At 47.8% G+C, this 17,009-nt stretch carries 14 protein-coding genes and 1 pseudogene; 10 read left to right on the top strand and 5 right to left on the bottom strand.

The window, feature by feature from the left end:
• Positions 1-41 precede the first annotated feature (41 nt).
• The 6 genes and pseudogenes from hemF to rng all read left to right on the top strand — a co-directional run bounded on the left by hemF (position 42) and on the right by rng (position 4,649).
• On the top strand, positions 42-953 hold the full coding sequence (hemF, locus tag ICN12_RS07000; protein WP_216271832.1) for an oxygen-dependent coproporphyrinogen oxidase: 912 nt from the start codon (positions 42-44) through the stop codon (positions 951-953).
• Positions 916-1,659, top strand: a complete 744-nt coding sequence (locus tag ICN12_RS06995; RefSeq protein WP_255537733.1) for a nicotinate-nucleotide adenylyltransferase — start codon at positions 916-918, stop codon at positions 1,657-1,659. Before hemF ends, ICN12_RS06995 begins: the two co-directional genes overlap by 38 nt.
• 55 nt (positions 1,660-1,714) lie before the next feature.
• Positions 1,715-2,101: pseudogene (gene rsfS, locus ICN12_RS06990) on the top strand (ribosome silencing factor); the annotation flags it as partial.
• 13 nt (positions 2,102-2,114) lie between these two features.
• Positions 2,115-2,558, top strand: coding sequence for a 23S rRNA (pseudouridine(1915)-N(3))-methyltransferase RlmH (rlmH, locus tag ICN12_RS06985; protein WP_216271830.1), 444 nt, complete (start codon positions 2,115-2,117; stop codon positions 2,556-2,558).
• Between the two features lie 7 nt (positions 2,559-2,565).
• On the top strand, positions 2,566-3,189 hold the full coding sequence (locus tag ICN12_RS06980) for a Maf family protein (RefSeq protein WP_216271786.1): 624 nt from the start codon (positions 2,566-2,568) through the stop codon (positions 3,187-3,189).
• A complete protein-coding gene (gene rng, locus ICN12_RS06975) occupies positions 3,186-4,649 on the top strand; it encodes a ribonuclease G (protein WP_216271785.1) in 1,464 nt (487 codons plus the stop codon). Before ICN12_RS06980 ends, rng begins: the two co-directional genes overlap by 4 nt.
• 7 nt (positions 4,650-4,656) lie before the next feature.
• Here the strand turns inward: rng and msbA are convergent, their stop codons facing one another.
• Complete coding sequence (gene msbA, locus ICN12_RS06970) at positions 4,657-6,420, bottom strand: lipid A export permease/ATP-binding protein MsbA (protein ID WP_216271784.1); 1,764 nt, start codon at positions 6,418-6,420, stop codon at positions 4,657-4,659.
• Positions 6,421-6,430: 10 nt separating this feature from the next.
• Between msbA and ICN12_RS06965 the strand changes: the two genes are divergently transcribed.
• Genes ICN12_RS06965 through ICN12_RS06955 form a run of 3 tightly spaced genes read left to right on the top strand, consistent with a single transcriptional unit; the run spans position 6,431 to position 9,170 of the window.
• Positions 6,431-7,213, top strand: coding sequence for a glycosyltransferase family 2 protein (locus ICN12_RS06965; protein WP_216271783.1), 783 nt, complete (start codon positions 6,431-6,433; stop codon positions 7,211-7,213).
• A complete protein-coding gene (locus ICN12_RS06960; RefSeq protein ID WP_216271782.1) occupies positions 7,210-7,989 on the top strand; it encodes a glycosyltransferase family 2 protein in 780 nt (259 codons plus the stop codon). Before ICN12_RS06965 ends, ICN12_RS06960 begins: the two co-directional genes overlap by 4 nt.
• Before the next feature lie 23 nt (positions 7,990-8,012).
• Positions 8,013-9,170 carry a glycosyltransferase family 9 protein gene (locus tag ICN12_RS06955; RefSeq protein ID WP_216271781.1) on the top strand — a complete coding sequence of 386 codons (1,158 nt, stop codon included), beginning with the start codon at positions 8,013-8,015 and terminating at the stop codon, positions 9,168-9,170.
• A 29-nt stretch (positions 9,171-9,199) separates the two neighbouring features.
• On the opposite strand, the gene dnaE is transcribed toward ICN12_RS06955, so the two are convergent.
• Positions 9,200-12,826, bottom strand: a complete 3,627-nt coding sequence (dnaE, locus tag ICN12_RS06950; protein ID WP_216271780.1) for a DNA polymerase III subunit alpha — start codon at positions 12,824-12,826, stop codon at positions 9,200-9,202.
• 15 nt (positions 12,827-12,841) lie between these two features.
• Here dnaE and gluQRS point away from each other — a divergent pair, with 15 nt between their 5' ends.
• Positions 12,842-13,795, top strand: a complete 954-nt coding sequence (gene gluQRS / locus ICN12_RS06945) for a tRNA glutamyl-Q(34) synthetase GluQRS (protein ID WP_370624973.1) — start codon at positions 12,842-12,844, stop codon at positions 13,793-13,795.
• Here the strand turns inward: gluQRS and ICN12_RS06940 are convergent.
• The 3 genes from ICN12_RS06940 to ICN12_RS06930 form a co-directional block, all read right to left on the bottom strand.
• Positions 13,782-15,209 carry a DEAD/DEAH box helicase gene (locus ICN12_RS06940; protein ID WP_216271779.1) on the bottom strand — a complete coding sequence of 476 codons (1,428 nt, stop codon included), beginning with the start codon at positions 15,207-15,209 and terminating at the stop codon, positions 13,782-13,784. The two genes, gluQRS and ICN12_RS06940, sit on opposite strands and share 14 nt — an antisense overlap.
• 6 nt (positions 15,210-15,215) lie before the next feature.
• Positions 15,216-15,620: a GlcG/HbpS family heme-binding protein gene (locus ICN12_RS06935; RefSeq protein WP_216271828.1), complete on the bottom strand. Its 405-nt coding sequence runs from the start codon at positions 15,618-15,620 to the stop codon at positions 15,216-15,218.
• Between the two features lie 73 nt (positions 15,621-15,693).
• Positions 15,694-16,878: a pyridoxal-phosphate-dependent aminotransferase family protein gene (locus ICN12_RS06930; RefSeq protein WP_216271778.1), complete on the bottom strand. Its 1,185-nt coding sequence runs from the start codon at positions 16,876-16,878 to the stop codon at positions 15,694-15,696.
• Positions 16,879-17,009 lie beyond the last annotated feature (131 nt).

The following is a 17,009-nucleotide window of genomic DNA, read 5'->3' as shown; positions in this document are numbered from 1 at the left end:
AGAAAAACCTTTCATCCTTGTCATCAACCGAACGCACCCAAATTAATATTGCAGATTTAAAAGAGTATTTCTTAGGCTTGCAAGATCGCATCACTACAGCGATGAGCGCCCTGGATGGTAAGGCATTTATGGTGGACGCCTGGGAGAAGCCGGAAGATAGCAAGCTCAAAGGTTATGGGCGCACCTGCATTTTGGATGGCGGCAATATTTTAGAAAAAGGTGGCGTGGGATTCTCACACGTTCGTGGCGATCAAATGCCCCCTTCTGCCTCCCATCACCGCCCTGAAGTCGCTGGACGTAGTTTTGAGGCCATGGGTGTTTCTTTGGTATTTCATCCAAACAATCCCAAGGTACCAACCACCCATATGAATGTGCGCTGCTTTATTGCGCAAGCTCCTGATAAAGAACCAGTCTGGTGGTTTGGCGGTGGCTTTGATCTCACCCCTTACTACGGTGTGGATGAAGATTGCAGATACTTTCATCAGACAGCCAAAGATGCATTGGATCCATTTGGTGAAGACCTCTATCCCCGCTTTAAAAAATGGTGCGATGAATACTTCTATCTCAAGCATCGGGAAGAGCCTCGTGGTATTGGTGGTATTTTTTTTGATGACTTCAATAGTCTCGGCTATGAGCAAAGCTTTGCAATGACGCGTGCTGTAGGCGATGCTTTCATTGATGCTTACCTACCGATTGTGGAGAAACGCTATAAAGATAGTTTTACTGCCGAGGAAAAAGCGTTTCAAGAATATCGTCGTGGTCGCTATGTGGAATACAACTTGATATTCGACCGTGGCACTATTTTTGGCCTGCACTCTGGTGGACGTACCGAGTCCATTCTGATGTCCATGCCGCCTGTAGTGCAATGGTGGTACAACTGGCAACCAAAGCCAGGGACACCAGAAGCCAAGCTGTATGACCACTACCTCAAGCCCCGTGACTGGCTGGCCTAACTTGACATCACTGCCCTTGGACGAACCAAAAAAAATTGGCATTCTGGGTGGAACATTTGATCCCCCTCATCTTGGCCATCTCAAGCTAGCAACTCACTTTGCAAAGGCGCTGCAGCTGGACGTACTTCTACTCATCCCCAGTGGTGAGCCCTGGCAAAAAGAATCTGATATCACCCCGGCGGAGATTCGCTTTCAGCTGACTGAAGCAGCGGGCATTGATCTTGCTAGAGTATTTCTGTATTTAAAAATACCCACTCAAATTGGCATTGATCGGATTGAGCTTGATCGAGCAGGCCCAAGCTATACCATCGATACCGCCAAGGCTCTCAGAGAGCGCTTTGGACCCCATGCCAGCTTAACTTGGCTAATGGGGGCTGATTCCCTCCTCAACCTGCCCTCCTGGAACTCGTGGGATCAATTACTCAATTATGTGAATTTTGCGGTAGCCAGCAGACCTCACCATGAACTTTCAGCGCAGATGAACCCCGAAATTGAGGCCTTACTGGCAAAGCATCAATCTATTGACGCCAATACCCTTGAAAAAAGCCCATTTGGCCTCATTTATCTAGATAACAGTCTTTCGGTAGACCTTTCATCAACCCGCCTTCGAAATCAACTCAAAAGCTCAGCTCGGGGCACTATTGCATCTGAGCACATTCCCTCTCACGCTTTAGAAATCATTACAAATCTAGGTCTGTACAAGTAATCAGGCTAAGATCACCCCTATATACAAAATACCCAAGAAAAATATTAAAGAAACTATGGACTTAACAAAATTACAACGCGTCGTGATTAATGCACTTGAAGATGTCAAAGCTCAAGATATTCGCGTTTACGACACTACCAAGCTCAGCGAGCTGTTTGACCGAGTCATTATTGCTACCGGCACCTCCAATCGCCAAACCAGATCTTTAGCTATGTCAGTTAAAGAGGCCGTCAACGCTAAAGGTGGGGAAGTCATCTCGGTCGAAGGCTTGGAGACGGGTGAATGGGTGCTCGTCGATTGCGGCGATATCGTGGTTCATATTTTGCAACCTGCATTGCGTGCGTACTACCAACTGGAAGGTATGTGGGGCGCTAAGCCAGTGCGCGTCAAATTAGCGGCTGACAAAGGGCTTGTGAAGGCCAGTGAGCCCGACGACGAAGAGTAACTCCCCAGCAATGCGTTTAACGATTGTTTCTGTTGGTCACAAAATGCCAGAATGGGTTGCAACTGCAACCCATGATTACATTAAGCGCATGCCTGCCGATTGCAGTATCGAAATCAAAGAAATTAAACCAGATCTGACGCCAGCTAAAGAGGCAATCAAAATAGTGGCGGCCATCCCCAAGGGTTCTCGTGTGATTGCCCTAGATGAGCGCGGCAAAGACCAAACTACTCAAAATCTAGCCACTCAGCTAAGCAACTGGCGACAAGAGGGTTTTGACATCACCTTTTTAATTGGCGGTGCCGATGGACTCGATCCCAGCCTCAAAGAAAACGCGCAAGCAATGTGGCGCCTCTCGAGCCTGACGCTGCCACATGCCATGGCAAGAGTAGTGCTAGTGGAGCAACTCTATCGAGCCTGGACTATTTTGCAAGGCCATCCTTATCACCGCGAGTAAGTCATTGATGTTTTCTTATATTTACCTTGCATCACAAAGCCCTAGGCGCCAAGACTTGCTCAAGCAAATCGGCGTTCAGTTTGAAATGCTGATTGCTGAAGCAGGCGAAGATACTGAAATCATTGAAACGCCTCTCCCTAATGAAAAAGCGCGTCAATATGTTGAGCGAGTCACCTTTGCCAAAAGCGCTATTGCCTTAGCGCGGTGGCAAAAAAGCGGCAAACCATGGGCGCCTATTTTGTGCGCAGATACTACCGTGAGTCTACCGGGCAGCTCTGATGGTGAGATCCTAGGAAAGCCTACTGATGCTGCTAATGCCGCGCACATTCTAGAAATGCTGAGCGGCAAAGTGCATGAAGTGCTCACTGCGGTTGTACTCACGATCGATCCTAAAACCAACCCCCTCTGCTTGGTGCAAGTGTCTGAGGTGGAATTTGCGCACCTTACTCCTGAGCACATTACCAACTACATTAACAGTGGCGAGCCTTTTGGCAAAGCTGGTGCCTACGGCATTCAGGGGCTTGGAGGCGCTTTTATTCCTTCAATCAGAGGCAGCTATAGCGGTATCATGGGATTACCTATTTACGAAGTTAACCAGTTATTGGATTTCGCTAAAGTTACCCGCATATGAATGAAGAAATTCTGATCAACATCACCCCCCAAGAAACACGGGTGGCATTAATTCAGCAAGGTGCCGTTCAAGAGCTTCAAATTGAACGCACTCGTCAACGAGGCATTGTTGGAAATATTTACTTAGCAAAGGTAGTGCGTGTACTACCTGGCATGCAGTCTGCTTTTATTGAGATCGGCTTAGAGCGCACTGCATTTATGCATGTTGCTGACATTACACAAAACAATCCTCAGGCGCAAATAGAAAAACTGCTCTTTGAGGGTCAAAATGTTTTAGTGCAAGTCCTCAAGGATCCACTCGGCACCAAGGGTGCTCGCCTAACTACCCAACTGAGCATTGCAGGTCGCAACTTGGTTTACCTGCCACCAGCTGGTACTGATGTAGCTAGCGAAAAATATATTGGCGTATCCCAAAGAATTGATCAACCTGAAGAACGCGAAGCCATTAAGGCGCGCCTTGCAGGGCTAATGCCTGCAGATGAAAAAGGTGGAATCATTGTCCGCACCAGCGCACAAGATGCTAGCGATACTGAACTCGAGCATGACATGCATTACCTGCGCACCACTTGGGAAAAGATCAGGGAAGCCGTAAATCACAAGGCTGCGCCTAGTTTGCTATACCAGGATCTTAGTTTGGCTGAGCGGGTATTGCGAGATGTTGCTGGCGAAGAAACCACTCAAATTCGGGTGGACTCAGCTGAGAACTTTGAAAAGCTCAAAGGATTCGCCACGCTGTATATGCCCAATCTCTTGGATAAGCTCACACTGCATCGTGGTGAGCGTGCCCTCTTTGATTTGTTTGATGTGGACGCCGAAATTAATAAGGCGCTGGGTAGAAGAGTTGACCTTAAATCTGGTGGCTACCTGATGATCGACCAAACAGAATCCATGACTACCATTGATGTAAATACTGGAAGTTATGTGGGTGCACGCAATCTGGATGACACAGTATTTAAAACCAATCTTGAGGCCGCTCAGGCCATTGCCCGTCAACTGCGCTTACGCAATCTTGGCGGCATCATCATCATTGACTTTATCGACATGTTGGGCAAGGATCATCAAGAGTCTGTTTTACATGAGCTCAAGCGAAATTTACAACGCGATCATGCTCGTACATCATTGAGTGATTTTTCTTCATTAGGTTTAGTAGAGATGACGCGCAAGCGGACCCGTGAGTCACTAGCCCATATCACCTGCGAGCCTTGTGCTACCTGCCAAGGCAAGGGTGAAATAAAAACCGCACAAACGATTTGCTACGAGATTTTGCGTGAGATTGTGCGTGAACATCGCCAATTTAACCCACGAGAATTTAGAATCGTCGCCGCTCCCGATGTGATTGATCTCTTCCTAGAAGAAGAAAATCAATTTTTAGCACAGCTAGGCGACTTTATTAGCAAGCCGATCAAACTCCAAGCGGAAGGCAGCTTCCGCCAAGAACAATACGATATCGTTCTCAGTTAATCATTGATTAAGCATTCGAAAACTGAATGCGGTGTAGGTTGGCATATAAGCCATCTTTAGAGATCAACTCCTCATGCGAGCCATTCTCAATCACATGGCCATGCTCAAGTACCACAATGCGATCAGCATGCTCAATGGTTGATAAGCGATGGGCAATGACCAAAGTGGTTCTGCCTGCCATTAATCGCTCTAATGCGTCCTGCACCTGACGCTCTGATTCAGAATCTAGGGCTGAAGTTGCCTCATCTAAAATCAAAATAGGCGCATCCTTATAAATTGCCCTGGCAATAGCTAAACGTTGCCGCTGACCACCAGAAAGGCGATTGCCGTTATCCCCAATTTGCGTATCAATACCTTCAGGCATTTCTTTCATGAGGGCTGATAAGTTTGCTGCATCAAGAGCCTCGATGACGCGCCCACGATCAACACCTTCAGGGCCCACGGCTCCGTATGCTACGTTTGCTGCAATACTGTCATTAAATAAAATAACATCCTGACTTACAAAAGCAATTTGCTTACGTACATCCGCCAGAACAATATCCTCGAGAGGAATATCGTCCAAGAAAATTTGCCCGCTTGTCGGCTTAAAGAAACGCGGCAATAAATTCACCAGCGTGGATTTACCGCCGCCAGATGGTCCAACAAAAGCAACTACCTCCCCGGGTTGGATATTCAAATTCACTCCGGTGAGCGCATCTTTGCGCCCTGCTTCTTGTTGGTAAGAGAAGCCAACATCTTCAAATCGTATTCCGCCCTTAGTCTTGCCAAGGGGCTTCATATTTTCTTTGCGAGATTCCTCCTCCTCAAATGGTTGATCCATGAGAGAGAAAATCATTTCTGCAGCAGTAAGGCCGCGCTGCAGGGGCTGATTGATATCGGCTAAATGTTTAATCGGTGATATCACCAACATCATTGCAGTAACGAAAGCGGCAAAACCGCCAACTGTAGTTCCTTCGGATGCGGATTGCATCAAGGCAATCACCAGCACCACTGAAAGCGCCATCGATGCAATCAATTGGGTAATCGGCTGATTCAGGCCACCAGCTACCGCAGACTTCAAGGCGAATTGGCGCAGGCGATCAGCTTTCTCCATAAAGCGGCGCATCTCATACCCTTCAGCACCATGCACCTTCACAATTTTATAACCGGCAGCAGCTTCTTCAACGATGTAGGCAAGCTCGCTAGTTAAACCTTGTTGTTCACGATTTAAGCTACGTAAACGCTTATTAATTTTGCTCATAATGAAAGCAATGATGGGGAAAATAACCAATACAACTAAAGTCAACTGCCAATTCAAATAAATAAGATATCCGATCAAACCGACCACCGTCAGCGAATCCCGAACCAAACTAATTAACATGCCACCCATAATGGAGAGAACATTATTAACCTCAAAAACAACGGCATTAATTAAGTTGGACGCCGAATTCTTTTGAAAGAAAGTAGTGCTTGCATGTAAGAGTGTTTGAAACATCTGCTGACGTAATTTCAACAACACTGCATTAATTACCCGCGTCAGCAAATAGTTAGACAGAAACTGCGCTAAGCTCCGAACCAGAGCCAAACCAACTAAGAAGACCGGCACCTGCCAGAGTTTGCTATTGAGCTCCCCTGTAAAACCGCGATCCAGCAAAGGCTTCATTAAGGCTGGGATAGAGGTTTCAGCACCAGCAACAAAGGCCATAGCTAGTAAAGAGCCAATAATCAAGCGAATATGGGGCTTGAGATACTGAATTAAGCGATTTAGGGCAGTACGGTCTTGAGCATTCATATAATGAATTATGCCCACCTTATCCGTCATACTCATTACCCGCAATGAAGAGGCCAATTTGGCCGACTGTTTAACCTCTCTAGAGGGGATTGCCCAGCAAATCGTGGTAGTGGACACCAATAGCAATGATCGCACCCTAGAAATCGCCCAGAACCATGGGGCAGTCATTAGCCAGCCAGCGGATTGGCCCGGATTTGGCCCCCAAAAGAACCGCGCCTTAGGCTTGGCAACGGGCGACTGGATACTATCCCTAGATGCTGATGAACGCCTTACTCCCGCCCTGAGAAGTGAAATTCTGACGGCCATTCATCATTCTGCCCATGTGGACTGTTTTGCGATTCCACGCCTTTCTTGGTATTGCGGCCGCTTTATTCGCCACTCAGGATGGAGCCCAGATTACGTCGATCGATTATTTAAGCGGGGAACCGCTCGCTTCTCGGATGATTTAGTCCATGAACGCCTGATTCCAGAAGGTCAAGTGGCAAGACTTGAAAATCCGATGCTGCACTTCAGCTTTATGAATTACTCCCAGGTCCTGCAAAAGTTAGATCGCTATTCAACAGCATCAGCAGAGCAGGCTTTTGCCAAAGGCAAAACCAGCAACCCATTGAAAGCAGTGCTGCATGGCATTTGGGCTTTTGTGCGCACCTACCTCATACGCCTTGGTTTTTTAGATGGGCCCCAAGGTTTTGCATTGGCGATCTCCAATGGACAAGGAACTTACTATCGGTATATGAAGTTATGGCAACTTCATCAAGAAGCAAATAATCACAAAGATCATCACAGCAAATGATTTCAATTCTTCTGGCCACCTATAACTGGCCACAAGCCCTAAAACTATGCCTTGAGTCTCTCCGCACTCAGACAGATACGGACTTTGAAATCATCATTGCCGATGATGGATCGACCGCAGAAACCAAAAATCTCATAGAGACTATTCAAGTTGAGTCTCCCATAAAAATTACCCACCTATGGCAAGAAGATCAGGGCTTTCGCAAGACACGCATCCTCAATCAAGCAATCGAAGCGGCATGCGGTGATTATTTAATATTTCTAGATGGTGACTGCATTGTTCAACCTGACTTTGTGGCAGAACACAGAAAATTATCTCAAGTAGGTCATATCATCACCGGCAGCAGAGTTTTGCTGAACGATATGCTGACCAAGCAACTGCTCTCCTGGAAGCATTGGGACTACAAACGCTTTATGAGTAGCTTGCTCAATTTCCGCTTATCTGGCGGCATTAATAAATACTTACCCCTAAAGATCAAGCTAGGTGATGGTTCTTGGCGCAACTATAAAAAGTTTGTCTGGCGCCGCATTAAGGGCTGCAACATGGCCTGCTGGAAAGTCGATGCGCTGGCCATTGGTGGCTTTGATGAAACCATGACAGGCTGGGGCCATGAAGACGCTGATTTTGTTTTCAGATTGCAGAATATGGGCTTAATTCGCAAATCAGGGTCTTGGTCTACCGAAGTTCTGCATCTCTATCATCGGATTAACGACCAATCCAATGCCGCAGAAAATGCGCGTAGAGTGCGTGAAAAAATTCTGGCTAAGGCCAAATGAGTGGATTGGGTTACATTAGATCCATGACTGCATTTTCAACACTAAAGCCTAAAAAAGTGTTATTTATTGCCACTCGCCAAATTGGCGATGTGTTAGTCACGACGCCTCTGATTTCAAAGGCGCGCGAACTCTGGCCAAATGCAGAATTTCATTTTCTAGGGTACCGTGGAAAACTTGATATGCTCAAAGCCAATCCAGATATTGCCCTGACGATTGAAACTTCAGATCGCCCAAAGCTTAAAGAATATCTCTCCTTATTTTTTCACCTCTTTCAGCGTTACGATTTAGCGGTGGTCACACAACCCAGTGATCGCGCATATTTTTATGGGCTTGTAGCCGCACATCGACGGGTAGGCGTCCTAGGAGGCCACCCCCAAGGACTGACCGAGCAAGATAAAGTCAAGAAAAGTAAAAGTGATAAACAAAACGCCTGGAAAAAAGCAATTTGTTTACATACGGTTAATGTAGATTATTTTGCGCAACACGTCATTACTGAAAAGCTACGCCTGCTAGAAGTTTTTTGCAAATCGAAACTGGCTTTATTTGGTGAACCAATTTTGGTAACGCCACCTGCTGGCGACCCAATCACCCCCAGCATCGCAGGACAACTACATTCTCCTTATATCGTGGTTCACCCCGGCCCACTAACAGCCTATAAGCGTTGGCCTCTCGCCTTTTGGCAAACCTTGCTGACCTGGATTGTGAGGCAAGGTTGGCAAGTGGTGCTGAGTGCATCCCCAGCCAAACAAGATTTGCAACTCAACAAAGATATTCTTTCTTTGCTCGATGAGGAGACTCGGAGCCATGTGATTGATACCGCAGGTTTACTCTCCATTCCACAAGCGGGCACACTCATTCGTGGGGCGATAGCCTATGTTGGGGTTGATACCTCCATCACTCATCTAGCAGCCGCGTGCAATACGCCAACGATCGCCTTGTTTGGTCCCACACCACCAACGAACTTTGGGCCTTGGCCTAATGGATTTACTGGGGAACAACCATATCAATTAAGGGCTCGCACTCAAACTGTGGGTAATGTGACGATCTTACAAGGCCCTGGTGAATGCGTTCCCTGCCGCAAAGCGGGCTGCGAAGATCGCGCGAGCAGCAATAGTGAATGCCTTGATCAGCTGGACCCAAGCCAAGTGATTGCAGCACTTCAAAGCGCCACAAATAAATAAAAAACTGAGATAGTTTTGCTAGTGCCGATTTAGTGGTACTGAACCTGAACAGTATTAGATTGCTTGGCTGCCAAAATTTGATTCAAACTATGCAAGCAGGCGTCATCAGGATAAATACGGAGCTCTTCTGGGAACTGCATCAAACAGGCGCCGCCACTAGTAGTTACAGCAGCGGTCAACATTAAGCCTTTCATACTCTCATTGCCACCCGGCATCGTTGCCGCTGCAGGCCCCAATCTTGGATCTCGCACCCGGTTACTCATGAGGTATGGACCAATTTGGCTACGCAAGGATTTCAGGTCAATTGCCGAATCGATAGAGAGATGTACATTGCGTGCAAAACGCATGCGGGCACCAGTGATATCCATCACTGCCTCAGACACGATACGCACCCCACCAGAAAACTTATCGGGAGTGACATTGACCTTGGCAACCAATAACTCATCCTCCTTGAGCCATGAACGATTCGGTTCATAGACTTCACTGTAGAGGGTCACCTCTATTGCAGCCGATCCATCATCAATCGTCGCAATCATCATGCGGCCACGCTGACCCGTGAGCATCCGAGCGGAGGTAATAATGCCGGCGATGAGTTGATCCTTACCCTCAGTCACTTTAGCCAGCGGCTGACGAATAAAATGCGCGGTCTCATCACGATAGGCGTCGAACATATGCCCCGTCAAACACAGGCCTAAAGCATTTTTCTCATCCTGAAGACGTTTCTTTTCAGACCAGACTGGCTCGCGAACCAATTCAGGTAGGTGACGATCCTCTTCTCCTGCCACCTCAAACAAACTCACTTGATTTATCGAGGCTTCAGCTTGCTCAGCCGCTTCGATTGCGCGAGCAAGAGAGGCCAGCAAGGTAGAGCGAATATCGTATAGGTTTCCGCCAGCTGGTATAGCGTCCTTATACAAACTATCAAATGCACCCGCCCGCATTAAGGCCTCAATAGCACGACGATTCACCTGCCTGCGATCAACACGTGCGCAGAAATCAAATAGATCCTTAAATGGGCCACCTGCCTCACGTGCCTTCACAATCACTTCGATCGCTGCTTCGCCCGTACCCCTGACAGCACCTAAACCATAACGAATATGACTGATTGGTGAATCAGGCGCAGCATCCGGTGCACGCAAAGGTGTAAATACATAGACACCAGTATTAATATCCGGCGAGAACACGCGGATCTGATTAACTAAGCAATCGTCATACAGAATCTTCACCTTATCGGTGTCATCCATCGCGAGTGATAAGTTGGCCGCCATAAATTCAGCAGGGTAGTAAGCCTTTAACCAAGCAGTTTGATATGCCAGAAGAGCATAGGCAGCAGCATGGGATTTATTAAATCCATAGCCCGCAAAACGCTCCATTAAGTCATAAATCTCGTTGGCCTTGCCCTCGGTAATACCACCTGCTTTTGCACCATCACTAAAAATCTTGCGATGCTGCGCCATCTCTTCCGGCTTTTTCTTACCCATCGCACGGCGTAACATATCAGCGCCACCTAATGAGTAGCCACCAATCATCTGGGCCATCTGCATGACCTGCTCTTGATACACCATGATGCCGTAGGTTTCTTGCAGAACAGGCTCAATACGCGGATCTGGATACTCTACTTTTTGACGTCCATGCTTACGCTCAATAAAGTCTGGAATCAAATCCATTGGGCCTGGGCGATAAAGCGCTACAAGCGCAATGATGTCTTCAAATCGATCCGGCTTAGCCTCGCGAAGCATGCCTTGCATGCCGCGACTTTCTAGCTGGAAAACGGCAACTGTATTGGCATTCTTTAAAACCTCAAATGCTTTTTCATCATCGAGTGGAATCTCGCCAATATTCCAATCTTTGCGGTCAGCATGCAGCGTCTTAATCCACTTCTCAGCAGCTGCCAAAATAGTCAGCGTCGTTAAGCCCAAGAAGTCGAACTTCACTAGGCCAATTGCCTCCACATCATCTTTATCGAACTGACTGATGACGGAGCTACTGTCTTGATCTTTAGAATCTTTTGCTTCTTGCGTATAGAGCGGACAAAAATCTGTTAAACGGCCAGGAGCAATCAATACACCACCAGCATGCATACCCACGTTACGGGTCATACCTTCTAATTGCTGAGCTAATGAGAGGAGCTGCCGCACCTCATCTTCATTCTTCTCACGTTCGGCTAGCTGCTTCTCTTCCTTCTTGGCCATTTCTATGGTCATATATTGACCTGGCTTATTGGGAATTAACTTAGCAATCCCGTCAACGAAGTTGTATCCCTGTTCAAGCACGCGACCTACGTCACGAATCGCTGCTCTTGCGGCCATCGTGCCAAAAGTAGCAATCTGACTCACCGCATCCTTGCCGTACTTATCTTTTACATACTGAATAACGCGATCGCGCCCATGTTGACAGAAGTCAATATCGAAGTCGGGCATCGATACCCGCTCAGGATTGAGAAAGCGCTCAAAAAGTAAGTTGTAGCGCAGTGGATCCAGATCCGTAATGCCAAGAGAATAAGCAACCAAGGATCCCGCACCAGATCCACGACCAGGACCCACTGGCACACCATTGTTTTTCGCCCAGTTAATAAAGTCTGCGACGATTAAAAAGTAACCCGGGAAACCCATCTGAGCAATCGTCTTGACCTCAAAGACGAGGCGCTCCTGGTAACGTACCCGCTCTTTGGCACGCTCTTCTGCATCTGGGAAATTGCGCTCCATATGGCGATCTAAGCCAACCTCAGATTGAGCCAGTAAATATTCATCTAACGTAATGCCCGGTGGCGTCGGGAAATCCGGCAAGCGAGGCTGACCCAAGACCAGGGAAAGATTGCAACGTTTGGCAATCTCAACGGAATTGGCTAGTGCAACCGGAAGATCTGCAAAGCGCTTTTCCATCTCCTCTTGAGATAGGAAATACTGCTCTTCATTAAATTTTTTGGTGCGGCGAGGATTGCCTAAGAGCTCACCTTCCGCAATACACACCCGCGCTTCATGCGCTGTGAAATCGCTTCGCTGCATAAATTGCACAGGATGTGTAGCGACGATGGGTAAATCTAACTCACTAGCTAGGTGACAAGCTAATTGAAGTTGCTTTTCATCCTGGGGGTGACCACCACGCTGAACCTCGATAAAGAACGCATTTGGGAATAGCTTTGCCCACTGCTTTGCGGCTCCTTTAGCCTGATCTTCTTGGCCAGCCAACAGTGCGGCACCAACATCACCCCACCGACCGCCAGAAAGTGCGATTAAACCAAATGCTAGGGTTTTGTTTGCTGCTTTATCTTCGGCCTTAGAGGCTGGCTCACTAAACCACTTGGGATCTATTTCAGCGCGACCACGCGACTGATTCTCCAAAGAAGCCTTACTCAATAACTGGCACAGATTGAGATAGCCAGAATGGTTTTGGACTAGGAGCAACAAGCGATAGGGCTGATCTGGATCTTGTGGGTTACTAATCCAAACATCAGCCCCGGCAATCGGCTTAATTCCACCGGAGCGGGCGGCGGTATAAAAGCGCACCAAGCCAAATAAATTACTCAAATCCGTGAGCGCCAAAGCCCCCATGGCATCTTTTTCAGCTGCAGCTACCGCATCGTCAATGCGAACGACGCCATCCGTAATCGAAAACTCGGAATGGACGCGCAGATGAACAAAACGGGGTGAAACCATGAGATCATTTTAGCTGTGACGAACCTCAAAAACCCCTCATCCCCAGCCGACGGCTATCGCGGGCGATTTGCCCCCTCACCTACCGGTCCGCTTCATGCGGGATCGCTAGTTGCGGCCCTTGGGAGCTGGTTGGATGCCCGACAAAATCAAGGGAAATGGCTTCTCAGAATCGAAGATCTAGATACCCCACGCTGCATTCCTGGGGCCGATCAAGAAATCATGCGCCAATTGCTTGCCTGCGGCCTCTCCTGGGACGAAGAGCCCAGCTGGCAATCCAAGCATCAAGAACGCTACCAAAACGCTCTAGAGCGCTTAAATCAGCTCCAAACCATCTATCCCTGTACCTGCTCCCGCCAAACCATTGCAAGCGCCCTAGAGGCCCAAGGCATGATCACCCCCCGCAACCAAGAAATAATCTATCCAGGCACCTGCCGACCAGATGAAATGAAGGTTAATGGGATGCTCCACACCTCAAGGGTTGATATTGCTTGGCGGTTAGCCCTCCCCCCGAATCTATCAATTGAATTTGAAGATCTTGCTCTGGGAAAAGAGCAGCAAGACTTAAACCGAGCAGTAGGGGATTTTGTTCTGCGTCGTCGGGATGGCTTATTTACCTATCAACTCGCTGTAGTAGTGGATGATGCCGAGCAAGGCATTACTCATATCGTGCGCGGTCAAGATTTACTCAGCAATACGGCACGGCAAATTTACTTACAAAAGATTTTGGGCTATCCGACTCCGAGTTATTTGCACCTACCCCTGGTGCTGGATGAGCATGGCGAAAAACTCAGCAAACAAACATTAGCGACCGCTATTCATACTGAAAATGAACAGCAGGCCTTGAATGAATTATGCAAAGCGGCAACACACTTAGGATTAAGAAATCTACCGGATGGAAATGATATTTCCATAGCTGAGTGGCTGTTAGCCGCCACTCAGGCTTGGAGCAGAAAAATTACTTCTTCTTAAAGCCGCCAAGCAAAGCACCAACAGCTGGTCGTGCAGGAGTAATACCCACTTTTTTCTCTTCAGAATTAGTAGCGGCTGAGGAAGATGACTGAGATGCAGCACTAGGCTCATACGGCTTATAGAAAAATGGGTCCGACATTTTTGCCGGCGCATCCGATCTTGACGAGTTTCTGCTGGACGGGGTGCTATGGCTAGGGCTACCTTCGGGCAAAGGCTGAACATCCAGCTTACGCTTCATCAGCTTTTCGATATCGTCGAGTAAACGTTTTTCGCTGGCATCTACCAAGGCAATCGCATCACCTTTACTACCCGCACGACCCGTACGACCAATGCGGTGAATAAAGTCTTCTGCGTTGTATGGCAATTCATGGTTAATCACACAAGGCATTGATGGAATATCCAAGCCACGTGCAGCTACATCCGTTGCAACGAGTGCTTCAATTGCGCCAGACTTAAATGCGTCCAAAGTTAAAGTGCGCTCGCCCTGGCTCTTATCGCCATGAATCGCGCCCGCTTTAATTCCATCACGCTCCAAAGCTCTAGATAGCTTTGCACAACCTAAACGGCTATTGGTAAAGATGATGCATTGACGAGATAAACCTTGACGGGTGCGCGCCTCAAGCACTTTCACAATCGCACGCTGCTTGTCTGCACTAGCAACCATGTGCACTACTTGTTTAACAGTATCTGCTGCAGCGTTTTGACGCGCCACCTCAACCGTCACTGGAGTACGTAAATAACTTTGTGCTAATTTTTTAATCTCTGGAGAGAAAGTCGCAGAGAACAAAAGGGTTTGTCGTTGCGCTGGAATCAAGTCAATGATGCGCTGCAAGTCAGGCAAGAAGCCCATGTCGAGCATGCGATCCGCTTCGTCCAACACCAGAATCTCTACTTGCGAAAGATTGGCTACTTTTGAGCCAATGTGATCCAGCAGGCGCCCTGGGGTAGCAATCAAAATCTCCACACCATTACGCAAGGTGGCGACTTGCTCTTTCATATCCACGCCACCATAGACCACGGCAGCGCGTAAATCGGTGTGCTTCGAATAGCTTGCCGCATTCTCAGAAACCTGAACGGCCAACTCACGCGTCGGCGTTAACACCAAAGCGCGGATCGGGTGACGAGCAGGGGAAGCACTGCTACTAGCATGACGCAGAATCTTTTGAATAATTGGCAACACAAAAGCAGCTGTCTTGCCGGTACCAGTTTGGGCCGCGCCCATCAGATCGCTTCCAGCTAAAACATGGGGAATCGCTTGAGCTTGAATCGGAGTCGGGATGGTATAGCCCTGCTCAGATACCGCTTTTTGAATCTTTGGATCTAAACCAAAGTCGGCAAAGGTAATTGTTGCTGGGGGGGCGCTACTCTCAGTAGCGCCGGTAGAAGAATTTATTTCAGGAACAGTATTTGTCAAGATAACTTACAGGATGGCCGCAATGCCGGCTTTAGCAGTTTCAGCATCCTCGGTCGATTTAACGCCGGAAACGCCGACTGCGCCGATGGTAAACCCATTTACCTCGATATTGACGCCACCCTCCAACATGCCCGAAATATGTGGGGCAGATAAAAAGGAAATGCGTCCGTTATTAATAATCTCTTCATAAACACGGCTCTCGCGTTTACCCATTGCAGCGGTGCGCGCTTTTTCTTGAGCGATGTAAGCAGAGACAGGAGCGCAACCATCGCGACGAGTTAAACCTAATAGATGTCCGCCATCATCACAAACGGCGATCGTCACTGCCCAGTTATTTGCTGCTGCATGCTTGTCTGCTGCATCCAAAATCTTTTGAACATCAGCCTGGGTTAAATACGGTTTAGTTGCCAACATGATTAATCTCTCTATCTCTAATGCTATTGATATATATGGTGAATTATAGGTTGAGTCTGCCGACCCAGCCTTACTTTAAGCACTCTTGAGCCGCAACCACGCCGCTAGCCTTGGGTTTATAGCCCATAGCGCCCAAACTCATCTCTACCCCACTTAAGGCGGCCATGAGGCTTAATTCATTGCAATCACCAAGATGGCCAATACGGAAAATCTTGCCTTTGAGCTTGCCTAAGCCAGTTCCAAGCGAAAGATTGAACTTTTCTAAGGCATGTTTACGTAATACATCGGCATCCATTCCCTCTGGCACCACGATCGCTGTTAATACTGGCGAATAGGCGCTTGGGTCTAAACACTGGTTCTCAAGACCCCAGGCTGCTGCGGCGCGACGGCAGGCTTCCGCCAAACGCTGATGCCGAGCAAAAATCGTCTCCAAGCCTTCGGTCTGCATCATGTCGATGGCTTCATGCAGGCCGTACATCAGATTGGTACTAGGGGTTGTTGGCCAATAACCCGTTTTATTGGATTCGAGAATTTCATCCCAAGCTAAGTACGATTTTGGAATTTTGCTATGTTTACTAGCCTCAATTGCCTTCGGTGACAAGGCATTAAAGCCAATACCAGGAGGCAACATCAAACCTTTTTGCGAGCCAGAAACAGTGACGTCGGCACCCCATTTGTCATGCTCATAGTCCGCAGAACCCAAGCCAGACACGCTATCTACGAGCAATAAGGCTGGATGCTTCGCATCATCAATCGCCTTGCGAACCGCAGCGATATTGGATGTCATGCCGGTAGAGGTTTCGTTATGCACCACGCAGACTGCCTTGATTTCATGCTGAGTATCTTTGCGCAAACGCTCTTCAATCACGGCAGCATCAATGCCCCAACGCCAAGTATCGGCACCAGGCTTACCAACCACCTCAACTTCAATACCAATCTTCTTGGCTAGGGCACGCCACAGGTTTGCAAAATGGCCGGTTTCATAAAAGAGCACTTTATCGCCAGGATTAAGGACATTCACTAAAGCACCTTCCCAAGAACCCGTGCCAGATGCTGAGTAAATAATGACGGGCTGCTCAGTTTTGAAAATCTTTTTGATGCCCTCCAATACCTTGAGGCCAAATGCGCCGAATTCAGGGCCACGATGGTCAATCGTTTGATAACTGATAGCCCGCAGGATGCGTGATGGCACTGGGCTTGGACCCGGAATATGTAAGAAATGACGTCCTGAGCGGTGGTTATCCAGTTTTAGCATGCTTTGTCTCACTTGATTTTTGTAGTTAATCTTGCGGGCCAGTGTAAGTCACTTTTTTAGAATTTACAATTTTGTATGCAAAATATTTATAAAATAAGTAAAAAATAAGCGATTTAATGCTCTATTTATCA

Origin of the sequence: Polynucleobacter sp. AM-25C3, assembly GCF_018882335.1 — a bacterium.
GTDB lineage: Bacteria > Pseudomonadota > Gammaproteobacteria > Burkholderiales > Burkholderiaceae > Polynucleobacter.
Note: the sequence above shows the minus strand (reverse complement) of the source record. Positions and strands in the feature narration are given on the sequence as shown.

Coding starts and splice junctions, on each gene's coding strand:
- ICN12_RS06995 (WP_255537733.1), top strand. CDS start 916: ATGACCACTACCTCAAGCCCCGTGACTGGCTGGCCTAACTTGACATCA.
- rlmH (WP_216271830.1), top strand. CDS start 2,115: ATGCGTTTAACGATTGTTTCTGTTGGTCACAAAATGCCAGAATGGGTT.
- ICN12_RS06980 (WP_216271786.1), top strand. CDS start 2,566: ATGTTTTCTTATATTTACCTTGCATCACAAAGCCCTAGGCGCCAAGAC.
- rng (WP_216271785.1), top strand. CDS start 3,186: ATGAATGAAGAAATTCTGATCAACATCACCCCCCAAGAAACACGGGTG.
- msbA (WP_216271784.1), bottom strand. CDS start 6,420: ATGAATGCTCAAGACCGTACTGCCCTAAATCGCTTAATTCAGTATCTC.
- ICN12_RS06965 (WP_216271783.1), top strand. CDS start 6,431: ATGCCCACCTTATCCGTCATACTCATTACCCGCAATGAAGAGGCCAAT.
- ICN12_RS06960 (WP_216271782.1), top strand. CDS start 7,210: ATGATTTCAATTCTTCTGGCCACCTATAACTGGCCACAAGCCCTAAAA.
- ICN12_RS06955 (WP_216271781.1), top strand. CDS start 8,013: ATGACTGCATTTTCAACACTAAAGCCTAAAAAAGTGTTATTTATTGCC.
- dnaE (WP_216271780.1), bottom strand. CDS start 12,826: ATGGTTTCACCCCGTTTTGTTCATCTGCGCGTCCATTCCGAGTTTTCG.
- ICN12_RS06930 (WP_216271778.1), bottom strand. CDS start 16,878: ATGCTAAAACTGGATAACCACCGCTCAGGACGTCATTTCTTACATATT.